Source organism: Skermanella aerolata KACC 11604 (assembly GCF_000936425.1).
GTDB lineage: Bacteria > Pseudomonadota > Alphaproteobacteria > Azospirillales > Azospirillaceae > Skermanella > Skermanella aerolata.
In genome coordinates this window covers 41,861-54,820 of the sequence record NZ_AVFK01000020.1, presented here as the reverse complement: position 1 = coordinate 54,820, position 12,960 = coordinate 41,861, and the positions used below count along the sequence as shown (strand labels likewise).

The 12,960-nt window shown below is 65.9% G+C and carries 12 protein-coding genes; 5 read left to right on the top strand and 7 right to left on the bottom strand.

Annotation, left to right across the window (positions count from 1 at the left end; genetic code table 11):
- Positions 1-38: 38 nt before the first annotated feature.
- A complete protein-coding gene (locus N826_RS22220) occupies positions 39-908 on the bottom strand; it encodes a DUF4351 domain-containing protein (protein WP_044432427.1) in 870 nt (289 codons plus the stop codon).
- Between the two features lie 252 nt (positions 909-1,160).
- Between N826_RS22220 and N826_RS22215 the strand changes: the two genes are divergently transcribed.
- From N826_RS22215 to N826_RS22205, 3 genes are read left to right on the top strand one after another with little or no spacing between them, the layout of a single operon-like run.
- Positions 1,161-2,015 carry an ABC transporter ATP-binding protein gene (locus N826_RS22215; protein ID WP_044432517.1) on the top strand — a complete coding sequence of 285 codons (855 nt, stop codon included), beginning with the start codon at positions 1,161-1,163 and terminating at the stop codon, positions 2,013-2,015.
- Between the two features lie 2 nt (positions 2,016-2,017).
- Positions 2,018-2,806: an ABC transporter permease gene (locus tag N826_RS22210; RefSeq protein ID WP_044432426.1), complete on the top strand. Its 789-nt coding sequence runs from the start codon at positions 2,018-2,020 to the stop codon at positions 2,804-2,806.
- A 46-nt stretch (positions 2,807-2,852) separates the two neighbouring features.
- The gene (locus tag N826_RS22205) at positions 2,853-3,863 is read left to right on the top strand and encodes an ABC transporter substrate-binding protein (protein ID WP_044432424.1); all 1,011 of its coding nucleotides are present in this window, start codon (positions 2,853-2,855) and stop codon (positions 3,861-3,863) included.
- A 28-nt stretch (positions 3,864-3,891) separates the two neighbouring features.
- Here N826_RS22205 and N826_RS22200 read toward each other — a convergent pair whose 3' ends face one another.
- From N826_RS22200 to N826_RS22180, 5 genes are read right to left on the bottom strand one after another with little or no spacing between them, the layout of a single operon-like run.
- Entirely contained in the window at positions 3,892-4,794 is a 903-nt protein-coding gene (locus N826_RS22200) for a hydroxymethylglutaryl-CoA lyase (protein WP_044432422.1), read from the bottom strand.
- A gap of 2 nt (positions 4,795-4,796) precedes the next feature.
- Positions 4,797-6,794, bottom strand: a complete 1,998-nt coding sequence (locus tag N826_RS22195) for an acetyl/propionyl/methylcrotonyl-CoA carboxylase subunit alpha (RefSeq protein WP_044432420.1) — start codon at positions 6,792-6,794, stop codon at positions 4,797-4,799.
- 4 nt (positions 6,795-6,798) lie between these two features.
- A complete protein-coding gene (locus N826_RS22190; protein ID WP_044432516.1) occupies positions 6,799-7,590 on the bottom strand; it encodes an enoyl-CoA hydratase/isomerase family protein in 792 nt (263 codons plus the stop codon).
- A gap of 29 nt (positions 7,591-7,619) precedes the next feature.
- Positions 7,620-9,227: a carboxyl transferase domain-containing protein gene (locus N826_RS22185; protein WP_044432419.1), complete on the bottom strand. Its 1,608-nt coding sequence runs from the start codon at positions 9,225-9,227 to the stop codon at positions 7,620-7,622.
- Between the two features lie 9 nt (positions 9,228-9,236).
- Positions 9,237-10,409 (bottom strand): isovaleryl-CoA dehydrogenase, encoded by a 1,173-nt coding sequence (locus N826_RS22180; protein ID WP_044432417.1) that lies wholly within the window; start codon positions 10,407-10,409, stop codon positions 9,237-9,239.
- Positions 10,410-10,638: 229 nt separating this feature from the next.
- Between N826_RS22180 and N826_RS22175 the strand changes: the two genes are divergently transcribed.
- Positions 10,639-11,262 carry a TetR/AcrR family transcriptional regulator gene (locus N826_RS22175; RefSeq protein ID WP_044432415.1) on the top strand — a complete coding sequence of 208 codons (624 nt, stop codon included), beginning with the start codon at positions 10,639-10,641 and terminating at the stop codon, positions 11,260-11,262.
- A 371-nt stretch (positions 11,263-11,633) separates the two neighbouring features.
- Positions 11,634-12,203 carry a 2,4'-dihydroxyacetophenone dioxygenase family protein gene (locus tag N826_RS22170; protein ID WP_211099345.1) on the top strand — a complete coding sequence of 190 codons (570 nt, stop codon included), beginning with the start codon at positions 11,634-11,636 and terminating at the stop codon, positions 12,201-12,203.
- A 66-nt stretch (positions 12,204-12,269) separates the two neighbouring features.
- On the opposite strand, the gene N826_RS22165 is transcribed toward N826_RS22170, so the two are convergent.
- Complete coding sequence (locus N826_RS22165; RefSeq protein WP_147040919.1) at positions 12,270-12,491, bottom strand: hypothetical protein; 222 nt, start codon at positions 12,489-12,491, stop codon at positions 12,270-12,272.
- Positions 12,492-12,960 lie beyond the last annotated feature (469 nt).

Below are 12,960 nucleotides of genomic sequence, written 5' to 3'. Positions count from 1 at the left end.
CAAGCCTGGCGCGGAATGAAACCGCTCCGTGGCCAAGTTCAATGCTTCGACGGTTCGAAGACCGTATCCAAGCTGGGTGCGTCGAGCACCGCGTCGGCCCAACGGTCGAGATCTTCGATCCCGGCGGCATGGACCCGTTCGACCACCGTATCGGGAACCGCGCCAAAACGCTTGCGAAGCAGGCGCAGCAGCGTCTCGGCCCGGCCACGGGCTTCTCCGAGAAGCTCTCCCTCGAGCCTGCCCCTGCCGATCCCTTCGACCACGCCCTTCTCGAAGATGTCGTTGAGGACGGGATGGTCCTTGATGTCGAACGTGATGTTACCCATGGCTTCCACCTCTTCCACAACAGCCGGGACGGCCCGGCGCAACTGAGCGAGAATGACCAGTCGTGCGGCGGCGTCGCGCCGCATACCGGGATAGAGTTCGGCCAGGCGCATCAATATGCGCCGGATATTCTGGCGAGTATTGCCGTTCCGGCACAGGATTGCCAGCACCGCATCGTCGGGCGACGGGCTGTCCAGCAGCGGCGTCGGGTCGATGTCGGAGAGGTGGATCAGTTGGAAGCTGAAGCTCAGGTTCGGATGATCGATGCTGGTTTGCATCCGGCTGCGCTTCTCGCCCAGGTAGATCACGATCTGGGTCACCGGTACGCCGTCGTAGCGGTTGCCGAACTCGCCGTAGTAGTCGAGCATCCGCCACTCGATCCTCCGGGCGTCCTGGGCCTGGAACTCCAGGTGCAGGAGACCGCGGTCGACCATCTCCGCCAGCAGGTCGGGCCGGCGCTCCTTGACCACCGAGAAGTCGGGGCTGAGGATCCGGGCGATCGGCGTCTTCACCAGCAGCCCGAGCAGGGCCGGCATGCCCCGCCACATCAGGTCCTTGATCGCCGCGTCGAACTTACCCGCCATGCTCCGCCCGGCCTTCCTGCATGCATGAGGATGTATCCGGGCGCTGAATACTCCTTTCGATACGTCATGCCATGCGGTGCGGTGTCGCGCCGGCAATCGCTTCCCGGCAATCGCTTCAAGGACATAACGGTATTTCCTGAGATGCCTCCAGGCAGTATGGTTGCGCCCGTCAGGATGTTTCCGAAGCTTGACGCTTCGAAAACCGGCCGCCATGAAGGCCGGAAGAATTCAGGAGGGATGGAGGTGCCGCCGATGGCTCAAGCAGCCGTTATTTCCCAGCAGCCGGGCTCCGGCCCGGATGCGCAGTCCGCGGCGGTGGCGCTTGAGGGGGTGAAGATAACCTTCGACCTGCCGGACGGCGGGACCTATCAGGCGGTCGACGCGACCGACTTGGCCGTGCGCGGCGACGAGTTCGTCGCCATCGTCGGACCGACCGGATGCGGCAAGTCCACGCTGCTCAATGCCGCCGCCGGCCTGCTCAAGCCCGCCTCCGGCACCGTCGCTATCTTCGGCGAGCCTTTGTCCGGGCTGAACCGGCAGGCGGGATATCTGTTCCAGCAGGACAGCCTGATGCCGTGGAAGACGGCGCTCGAGAACGTCGCTATCGGGCTGGAGGTCGCGGGCGTTTCCGGCAAGGAGGCACGCGACCGGGCGCGCGAATGGCTGGGCAAGGTCGGGCTGGGCGCCTTCGGCGACCGCTACCCGCACATGCTGTCGGGCGGCCAGCGCAAGCGCGTCGGTCTGGCCCAGGTGCTGATCCGCGACCCGAAGATCATCTTCATGGACGAGCCGTTCGGGCCGCTCGACGCGCAGACCCGCCTGATCATGGGCGACCTGCTGCTGGGATTGTGGTCGGCCGACCGCAAGGCGGTCATGTTCGTAACCCATGACCTGGAAGAGGCGATCTCGCTCGCCGACCGGGTCGTCATCATGTCCGCCGGTCCCAGCGCCCGCATCATCGGCGACTACCCGATCGCGATCCCGCGTCCGCGCGACATCAGCGAAATCAAGCTCGATCCGCGCTTCCTGGCCGCCCACCGCGAGATCTGGCACGCCCTGAAGGAGGAAGTCCTGAAAGGCTACCGGCAAAGCAACGGAGGAGCGTGACGATGAAGCGGGCGAAACTCCTCCTTCTCCAGGTGCTCGTCGCCGTCGTCGTGATCGTGATCTGGCACTTGATCTCGGCGACGACGCTGTTCGGCGATCCCAAGACGATGCGGTTCTTCTTCTCGACGCCGATCGACGTTGGCGGCAGGATCGTCCAGTGGGTGATAGGCGGCACGGTCTGGTACCACCTGGGCATCACGCTGCTGGAAGCGGCGCTGGCCTTCGTGATCGGATCGGTCGGTGGCATCCTGATCGGGTTCTGGTTCGCCAGGCGTCCGATGGTCAACGCCGTGTTCGACCCCTACGTCAAGGCGGCCAACGCTCTGCCCCGCGTCGTGCTGGCGCCGATCTTCGCGCTGTGGCTGGGCCTGGGCATCTGGTCCAAGGTGGCGCTGGGCGTCACGCTGGTCTTCTTCATCGTGTTCTTCAACGTCTACCAGGGCGTCAAGGAAGTCAGCCCCTCCGTCCTCGCCAATGCCCGCATGCTCGGCATGAACGAGCGCCAACTGCTGCGCCACGTCTACCTGCCGTCGGCGCTGAGCTGGATGTTCTCGTCCCTGCACACGTCGGTCGGCTTCGCGATGGTCGGCGCCGTCGTCGGCGAGTATCTGGGATCGTCCGCCGGCCTCGGCTACCTGATCCAGCAGGCGGAAGGCGTCTTCGATGTGACGGGCGTCTTCGCCGGCATGTTCGTCCTGACGGCCTGTGTCCTGGTCATCGACTGGCTGGTGACGAAGGTCGAGAACCGGCTTCTGGTCTGGCGTCCGCAGCCGGCCATGGCATCCAACTGACCCATCCGACCGATCCATAAACAAGAATCATGCGAATGAGGGAGCGATGATGAGATTCACGGGAATTCTGGCGGCAGCGGGCATGCTGCTGGCGCTGGCGGGCACCGCCGACGCCCAGGAAAAGAAAGACATCACGCTCGGTGTCGGCGGCAAGCCGCTGCTATATTATTTGCCGCTGACCATCGCCGAGCAGAAAGGCTTCTTCAAGGAGGAAGGCCTGAACGTCTCGATCAACGACTTCGGCGGCGGCGCCAAGTCGCTCCAGTCGCTGATCGGCGGCTCGGTCGACGTCGTGACCGGCGCCTACGAGCACACGATCCGCATGCAGCAGAAGGGCCAGGAGATCCAGGCCGTTGTCGAGCTGGGCCAGTTCCCCGGCATCGTGCTGGCGGTGCGGAAGGATCTGGCCGACAAGGTCAAGTCCGCCGCCGACTTCAAGGGCCTCAAGATCGGCGTCACGGCGCCCGGCTCCTCCACCGCTCTCGCGGCGCAATACGCGCTGGTCAAGAGCGGCCTAGCACCGACCGACGCGGCGCTGATCGGCATCGGCGGCGGGGCCAGCGCGGTCGCCGCCATGAAGCAGGGTCAGGTCGACGTGATCTCGCACCTGGACCCCGTCATCTCCAAGCTGGAGACGGACGGCGACATTTCGGTCCTGATCGACACCCGCACGGCCGAAGGCAGCAAGAAGCTGTTCGGCGGATCGAACCCGGCCGCCGTGCTCTACGCCAAGAGCGACTTCATCAAGGCCAATCCGGAGACGATGCAGCGGCTGACCAACGCCTTCGTCAAGTCGCTGCACTGGATCGCCAATGCCAGCCCCGAAGATATCGCCGCCGCTGTCCCCGCCGAATACCATCTCGGCGACAAGGACCTGTATATGAAGGCGGTGCAGGGCTCGAAGGAAAGCTATTCCAAGGACGGCATCGTCACCAAGGAAGGCATGGACAGCATGTACAACATGCTGAAGACCCTGGAGCCGGAATTCGCCAGCGCGCAGATCGACCTGGGCAAGACATTCGATCCGCAGTTCGTGAACAAGGCCCCGAAGCAGTAACGGTCATGGGAGGGGGTGAGGCGACGCCTCACCCCGCCGCCGCAAGCGCACTCCCCGTCTTCGACCCGTTCGGCCGCCCCAGCGCCTCGCTGATCCAGGCGCCCGTCGCGGCCAGCGCCTCGAGATCGACGCCGCTGTCGACCCCCAGCCCGTTCAGCAGATACACGACATCCTCGGTCGCGACGTTGCCCGACGCCCCCTTGGCGTAGGGGCAGCCGCCCAGTCCCGCCACCGAGGCATCGACCACCGCCACCCCTGCCTCCAGGCAGGCATGAATATTGGCCAGCGCCTGTCCGTAGGTATCGTGGAAATGGACCGCAAGCTTCTCCAGCGGCACTACCGCGGACACCTGCTCGACCAAGGCCCGCGCCTTGCCGGCCGTGCCGACGCCGATCGTATCGCCGAGCGAGATCTCGTAGCAGCCGAGGTCGAGCAGCGCCTTCGATACGCGGGCGACTTCCGATACCGGCACCTCGCCCTGGTACGGGCAGCCGAGCACGCAACTGACATATCCGCGCACGCGGATGCCTTGGGCCAGCGCCGCCTCCGCGACCGGACGGAAGCGCTCCAGGCTTTCAGCGATGGAGCAGTTGATGTTCTTCGCGCTGAAGGCTTCCGACGCCGCCCCGAAAATCGCGATCTCCTCGACCCCGGACGCCACCGCCTGCTCCAGCCCCTTCATATTGGGCACCAGCACGGGATAGCCGACGCCCGACCGCCGCCGGATGCTGGCCAGAACCTCGGCCGTATCAGCCATCTGCGGCACCCATTTGGGCGACACGAAGGCCCCGGCCTCGACCGCCGGCAGCCCGGTATCCGACAGGCGGTCGATCAGCTCGATCTTGACCGCCAGCGGGACGGTCGCCTTCTCGTTCTGGAGCCCGTCACGCGGTCCCACTTCGACGATCCGGACATATGAGGGAAGCGCCATCGTCACGCCTCCTCGAAGACGATCAGCTCGGCGCCGTCCTCGACCTGATCGCCGACGGCGTAGCGGACTTTGCCGATCCGCCCTTCCGCCGGAGCCTTGATGGTGTGCTCCATCTTCATCGCCTCCATCACGATCAGCGGCTGGCCCTTGGCCACCTCGGCGCCCGCCTCGGCCAGCACCGCGATGATCCGGCCCGGCATCGGCGCGATCAGCTTGCCGCCGGGAGCTTCGGCATCCTCCGCTCCGGCCAACGGCTCGATCAGCGTGAGCCGGTGGCTGCCGCCCTGGTGGAACACGGTAACATCGGCGCCGCGCCGGACGATCGTGGCTCGGACGCGCCGTCCGCCGAGATCGGCCGCAAGGTTGCCGTCGCCATCCAACTGCCCCGAAGCTTCGACGGCACCACCCGGCAGGTCCAGCCGGTAGCCGCCGCGCCGGTAGATCAAGTTCACCGCCCGGTCGGTCCCGCCGTCGCGCAGCGTCAGCGTATCGTGGGCGTCGTCGTTCAACCGCCAGCCGTCATTGCCGGCCCAGGGGCTGTACGGATCGCCCGACTCCGCCGCCCAGGCCTGCGCCTTGGCCCGCCGGTCCAGCAGGACGCCAAGCGCGGAGAATGCCAGCACGTCATCACCTGCCAACGCCGGCTCCGGAAGCAGATCGGCCTGATGCCGCTCGATGAAGCGGGTATCCAGATCCGCCGCCAGGAACGCCGGATGCGAGGCGATGGCCAGCAGGAACTCGGTATTCGCCCCCAGCCCGACGACCTGGGTGGCCTGGAGCGCCGTCCGCAGCCGCCGCACCGCCGAGGCGCGGTCGTCGGCCCACACGATCAGCTTGGCGATCATCGGGTCGTAGTGGATCGAGATCACGTCCCCCGCCCGCACGCCGGTATCGACGCGGACGTGGAACGTTTCTTTCGGAAACACCAGATGGTCCAGCCGGCCGGTCTGCGGCAGGAAGCCCTTCTGCGGGTCCTCGGCATAAAGCCGGACCTCGATCGCATGCCCCTGGATGGAAAGCTCGTCCTGGCTCCTCGGCAGCGGCTGGCCGAACGCTACCCGAAGCTGCCACTCCACGAGGTCCTGGCAGGTGATATACTCGGTCACCGGATGCTCGACCTGAAGCCGGGTGTTCATCTCCATGAAGAAGAACGAGCCGTCCTCGTCCAGCAGGAACTCGACCGTCCCCGCCCCGACATAGCCGATCGCCTTGGCGGCGGCGACCGCCGCCTCGCCCATCCGCCGCCGGGTATCGGGGTCGAGGTTGGGGGCCGGCGCCTCCTCCACGACCTTCTGGTGGCGGCGCTGGATCGAGCAGTCGCGCTCGAACAGATAGACGCAGTTGCCCTTGGTATCGGCGAAGACCTGGATCTCGACATGGCGCGGCCGCGTCACGTACCGCTCGATCAGCACCCGGTCGTCGCCGAACGAGTTGATCGCCTCCCGCTTGGCGCCGCTCAACTGGTCGTCGAACTCCTCGGCGCTGGTCACCACGCGCATGCCCTTGCCGCCGCCTCCGGCAGACGCCTTGATCAGCACGGGAAAGCCGATGCGCTTCGCCTCGGCGCGCAGAAGCTCCTGTGACTGGTCCTCGCCGTGGTAGCCGGGCACCAGCGGCACGCCGGCGGTTTCCATCAGCGCCTTGGCCTCCGACTTGCCGCCCATGGCGCGGATCGACGATGCCGGCGGTCCGATGAAGACGATGCCGGCCTCGGCGCAAGCCTCGGCGAAACCGGCGTTCTCCGACAGGAAGCCGTAGCCGGGATGGATGGCTTCCGCCCCGGTCAGCCGGGCGGCATCCAGGATGGCATCGCCCCGCAAATAGCTGTCGCGCGCCAGGGCCGGGCCGATGTTGACGGCCTCGTCGGCCATTTCGACATGCAGCGCCTTGGCGTCGGCGTCGGAATAGACCGCCACCGTGCGGATGCCGAGCCGCCGGGCCGTGCGGATGACCCGGCAGGCGATTTCGCCCCGGTTGGCGATCAGGATCTTGGAAAACATGGGTCTACCTCGCCGTCCAGGCCGGCTTGCGCTTTTCAAGGAACCCCGCCAACCCTTCCCGCCCTTCGGCGGAGGCGCGGATGGTGGCGATCCGTTCGGCGGTGTCGCGGATCAGGCCGGCGTCGACCGGCCGATGGGCGACCGCGAAGATCAGGTCCTTGGCGGCGTGCTGCGCGTTCGGACCACCCTCCGCCAACCGGGCAAGGACGGCATCCACTCCGGCGTCCAATTCCTCCGCCGGCACGACCCGATGCACCAGCCCCAGCCGCAAGGCCTCCGCCGCGTCGAACCGTTCCGCCGTCAGGAAATAACGCCGGGACGCCCGCTCGCCGATGGCCGCCACGACATAGGGCGAGATCACGGCCGGGATCAGCCCCAGCCGCACTTCCGACAGGCTGAACGACGCCGCATCGGACGCTATCGCGATGTCGCAGCAGGCGACCAGCCCGACGCCACCGCCGAACGCCGGCCCCTGGACCCGCGCCACCGTCGGCTTGGGCAGGAAGTTCAGCACCCGCATCAGTTCCGCCAGCGCGCCGGCATCGGCCAGGTTCTCGGCATGGCCGTAATTCGCCATCCGCTGCATCCAGCCCAGGTCGGCCCCGGCCGAAAAGCTCTTGCCTTCCGCCCTCAGCACGACCGCCCGCACGGCTCCGTCGTCGCCCAGCCGGCGCAGGACGCCGGTCAGGTCCGCGATCATCGCGTCGTTGAAGGCGTTGTGGACCTCCGCCCGGTTCAGGGTGACGGTCGCTACGCCATCCTCGCGGATCTCGGTCAGAACGTGGTTGTCGTCCATCTTGCTTTCCCCTCCCTGCGCCATCCCCATCACATCCGGAACACGCCGAACTTCGGCGGCGGGATCGGGGCGTTGAGGGCGGCGGAGATGCCGAGCCCCAGCGTCATGCGGGTATCGGCCGGGTCGATGATGCCGTCGTCCCACAGCCGGGCGCTGGCGTAATAGGGATGACCCTGGTGCTCGTACTGGTCGCGGATCGGAGCCTTGAAGGCTTCCTCGTCCTCGGCGCTCCAGCTCTTGCCCTGCGCTTCCATGCCGTCGCGGCGGACCTGCGCCAGCACGGCGGCGGCTTGGCTGCCGCCCATCACGGAGATGCGGGAGTTGGGCCACATCCATAGGAAGCGCGGGTTGAACGCCCGGCCGCACATGCCGTAGTTGCCGGCCCCGAAGCTGCCGCCGATAACGACCGTGAACTTCGGCACCTGGGCGCAGGCGACGGCGGTCACCAGCTTGGCGCCGTCCTTGGCGATGCCGCCGGCCTCGTATTTCTGCCCGACCATGAAGCCGGTGATGTTCTGGAGGAACACCAGCGGGATGCCGCGCTGGCAGCACAGCTCGACGAAATGCGCGCCCTTCAGCGCGGACTCCGAGAACAGGATGCCGTTGTTGGCGATGATCCCGACGGGATAGCCGAAGATATGGGCGAAGCCGCAGACCAGCGTCGTGCCGTAGAGTTGCTTGAACTCGTCGAACTCCGACCCGTCGACGATGCGGGCGATCACCTCGCGCACGTCGAAGGGCTTGCGGGAATCGGTCGGGATGATGCCGTACAGGTCGTCCGACGGGTACAGCGGATCCACCGGCTTCCGCGTCTCCACCCCCAGGTTCTTCGGCCGGTTCAGGTGGCCGACCACCCGCCGCGCGATGCTCAGCGCATGGGCGTCGTTCAGCGCGTAGTGGTCGGTGACGCCCGATGTCCGGCTATGGACATCGGCGCCGCCCAGGTCCTCCGCCGTCACGACCTCGCCGGTCGCGGCCTTCACCAGCGGCGGCCCGCCGAGAAAGATGGTGCCCTGGTTGCGGACGATGATCGACTCGTCCGACATCGCCGGGACATAGGCGCCGCCCGCGGTGCAGCTTCCCATCACGACGGCGATCTGCGGGATACCCTGCGCCGACATATTGGCCTGGTTGAAGAAGATCCGGCCGAAATGGTCGCGGTCCGGGAAGACCTCGTCCTGGTTCGGCAGGTTGGCGCCGCCGCTGTCCACCAGATAGATGCAGGGAAGGTTGTTCTGTTGCGCGATCTCCTGTGCCCGCAGGTGCTTCTTGACCGTCAGCGGGAAATACGTCCCGCCCTTGACCGTGGCATCGTTGGCGACGACGACGCATTCCCGCCCCGCGACCCGCCCGATACCGGTCAGGATGCCCGCGGCCGGGATCTGCTCCTCGTATACGCCGTAGGCGGCAAGTTGGGACAGCTCCAGATACGGCGTTCCGGGATCGAGCAGCGTCCGCACCCGGTCGCGCGGCAGCAGTTTGCCGCGTGACAGGTGCCGGTCGCGCGACCGCGCCCCTCCCCCCTGCTTGATCTCGTGGACCTTGTCGCGCAGGTCGGCGACCAGCGACCGCATCGCCTCGGCGTTGTCAGAGAACGACGCGTCCCGCGTGTCGATGCCGCTTTTCAGGATGGTCATCGCGGCGCCTCAGTTGGTTTCTTTGAAAAGCTCGCGCCCGATCAGCATGCGCCGGATCTCGCTGGTGCCGGCCCCGATCTCGTAGAGCTTGGCGTCGCGCAGCAGGCGGCCCGTAGGGTACTCGTTGATGTAGCCGTTGCCGCCGAGAAGCTGGATCGCGTCGAGCGCCACCTGGGTCGCCGCCTCGGCCGCGAACAGGATGGCCCCGGCCGCGTCCTTGCGCGTCGTCTTGCCGGCGTCGCAGGCGCGCGCCACCGCATAGACATAGGAACGGCAGGCGTTCAGCCGGGTGTAGATGTCGGCGACCTTGCCCTGGACGAGCTGGAATTCCCCGATCGGCGTGTCGAACTGCTTGCGGTCGTGGATATAGGGCAGCACCACGTCGAGCGCCGCCTGCATGATGCCGACCGGCCCGGCTGCCAGCACGGCGCGCTCGTAGTCCAGGCCCGACATCAGGACGTTGACGCCCTTGCCGAGCGGTCCCAGCACGTTCTCCTCCGGGACCTCGCAGTCCTCGAACACCAGTTCCGACGTGGGCGAGCCGCGCATGCCCAGCTTGTCCAGCTTCTGCGCCGGGCGGAAGCCCTTGAAGCCCTTCTCGATCAGGAAGGCGGTGATGCCGCGCGGCCCGGCGGACGGATCGGTCTTGGCATAGACCACCAGCGTCTCGGCATAATGGCCGTTGGTGATCCACATCTTGGAGCCGTTCAGCACGTAGCGGTCGCCCCGCTTGTCGGCGCGCAGGCGCATCGAAACCACGTCGGACCCGGCCCCCGGCTCCGACATGGCGAGCGCCCCGACATGCTCGCCGGAGATCAGCTTGGGCAGGTAGCGGTTCTTTTGCTCGTCCGTTCCCCAGCGGTGGATCTGGTTGACGCAGAGGTTGGAATGCGCGCCGTAGGACAGCCCGACCGAGGCGGAAGCGCGGGTGATCTCCTCCATCGCGACGCAATGGGCCAGATAGCCCATGTCGGCGCCGCCGAACTCCTCCTTGACGGTGATGCCGTGGAGGCCCAGTTCGCCCATCGCCGGCCACAGGTCGATCGGGAACTCGTCCTTGGCGTCGATCTCGGCCGCGCGGGGCGCCACCTTCTCCTGAGCGAAGGCGCGCACGCTGTCGCGCAGCATGTCGATGTCGTCGCCAAGGCCGAAGTCCAGATCAGGGTTCGATGCTACCGGCATTTTAGAGCGTTCCTCCCCAGGGGGTCACGCCGGGACGTTCCACCCGGCTTCTTTAATTACGAACATACGTTTTTATAACAGCAGCCGCAACAGCGGATTTGGTTTCAAACCTGCGGTAAGGCAGTGATTATGCTGGCTTCCCCTCATCGTTGGCTATACAAACGTTCGTATTCGACTGGCCCTTCCGGTCCGTCCAGCGACAGATGGCTTCAAGGGAAAGTGCTGCACCATGGCGCGCACCGTCGGATCGAATGGCCCCAAGACGATGGAGGCGATCCGCAAGGCGGGGCTCCGGCTGATCTACACCCAGGGCTACGAAGCCATGAGCCTGCGGCGTCTGGCGGCGGAGGTCGGAATCCAGGCCGGCTCGCTCTATAACCATATCACCACCAAGCAGGACCTCCTGTTCGACCTGATCAAGGTCCACATGGACGAGTTGCTGGAACGGCTCGATCAGGCTCTCGACGGCATCGCCGATCCCGAGGACCGGCTTCAAGCCTTCATCGCCTTCCATGTGGGATACCACATCGCGCGGAAACGGGAAGTCTTCATCTGCTATTCCGAGCTTCGCAGCCTCGAATCCAAGAACTACGACATCGTCGTGGGCTTGCGCCAGCAATACGAGCGCAAGCTGATCGGCATCCTGGACGACGGCGTGGCGAGCGGCCGCTTCACCGTGGCCGATACCACCGTCGCGGCCTATGGCATCCTCGCCATGCTGACGGGGGTCTGCACGTGGTTCAAGCCGGCGGGCCGGCTGAGCAAGGAGGAAGTGACCGGCATCTATACCGGCATGGTCCGCCACGGGCTGGTCCGGACGGTCGACGCGCCCGCCGTCGCCGAAGCCACCTGACGCACCGTTCCGGTAAAAAAATGCCCCGCAGCGAATGACCGCGCGGGGCAAGTCCGAGGAACGCGATACCGTCGCGAGCCCCAGTATTATGGGAAATTGTTTACCACTTCGTTAACCATAATTTTCCGTTCTCCGGCAATCCGAAGAACAAGCCGATTTCCTGAGCCGCCGGCGGGGCAATGCACCATATTATACCGAGGGCCGAAGACATTGACCTGTTGGGACGGTGTTTGTTGGGCCACGGCCCAACCTACAGGCTCCTGCTTCGTAGGTTGGGCCGTGGCCCAACACTTGCCGACCGCAGGTCAAACTCTTCGGCTCCTGGTATTAGGACCAGGAAATTGGAGAGACACAGCAAGAAGGACGGCGCAATGACCGCCACAACCGCAACCATGCCCGCGACCGCAACCGCCGACAAGGCCCGCCAGGACCCCAGCCGGATCGCCTACCAGAAGCCGCAGCCGTTCGGGATGATGCCGGACGTCTTCTTCGGCGGAGCGCTGAAGCTTGACGATGACGAGCGGGACTGGGTGCCGCAGGCTCCAGGCGTCTGGTTCAAGCCGCTGATCCTCAGCGTCTCGCAAGGGTTCTACGTCAACCTGCTGAAGGTCCGGCAATCGGGCGTCCTGTCGCGGCACCGGCATTCCGGCCCGGTCCACGCCTTCACGCTGCGCGGTTCCTGGCATTACCTGGAGCACGACTGGGTAGCGCGGGAAGGCGACTACGCCTTCGAACCGCCGGGCGAGACCCACACCCTCGTCGTCCCCGAGGGCGTCGAGGAGATGGTCACGCTGTTCCACGTGACCGGCGGCTACACCTATGTCGATCCTATGGGCGAGGCCCTCGGATACGAGGACGTCTTCACCAAGCTGGAAAACGCCCGCCGCCACTTCGACGCCATCGGCCTCGGGGCCGACCACCTGAACCGTCTGGTCAGGTAACCCCCTCCCCTTGCCGCTCCGCCTCCACGCCAAGATGCCGGCCCGGTTTCCGGCACTTGGCGCCGTTCACCGGCAGCTACCCCGAAGGCAGGGCAAGGTCCACAAGGACAGGCCGATCCCGAGCATACAAAGCGCCGTCTCGATGACGGTGCCGTATTCCATATGCAGCCAGCCGAAATGAACGTCGAACGCAGGCATGAACCGGTAAGCCCCGCTGCCGACGGACGGCAGAACGATCAGCGGGAACAGCACGCCCCAGATGACAAAAAGCTTTCCGAGCGTGCGCATGGGATGACCTCCCTGGACGGCGAAACGGTCGAAGACCGCCATAACAGGGCATTCCCGCACCGTTGAAAAGGTGCAAGTCCCCCGAATTACGATAACGCCGAAGCGATCAGCCGCCTAAGCCGACAGCCCTGCCCCAAATGGTGATCTAAGCGGCGGTCCTGCCGCTGCCGCGAAGGCCGAAACCTCCGCGGCAGCGGCCCGCAAAAAACGGCGCAGCAACGCGCCGGGCGTTGTGGTAAAGCTGGCCTCAGCCATTGATGGTAACTCCTTAACCTGGGCATCAGTGGTCAGGCCGGACTGTGGACTCTCACCTCCGCAGTTCGGCCGCTTCGCGACAACGAAGCTGCGGCGACTCTGAATGGGTTGCCATGGGATGTCAAGACTTACCCGAAATCCGACATTGACGGCGGCGATGCGCTACCATGGCGCGCTATCTCAGCTGGATCTTTCCGACATCCGGACGTATGAA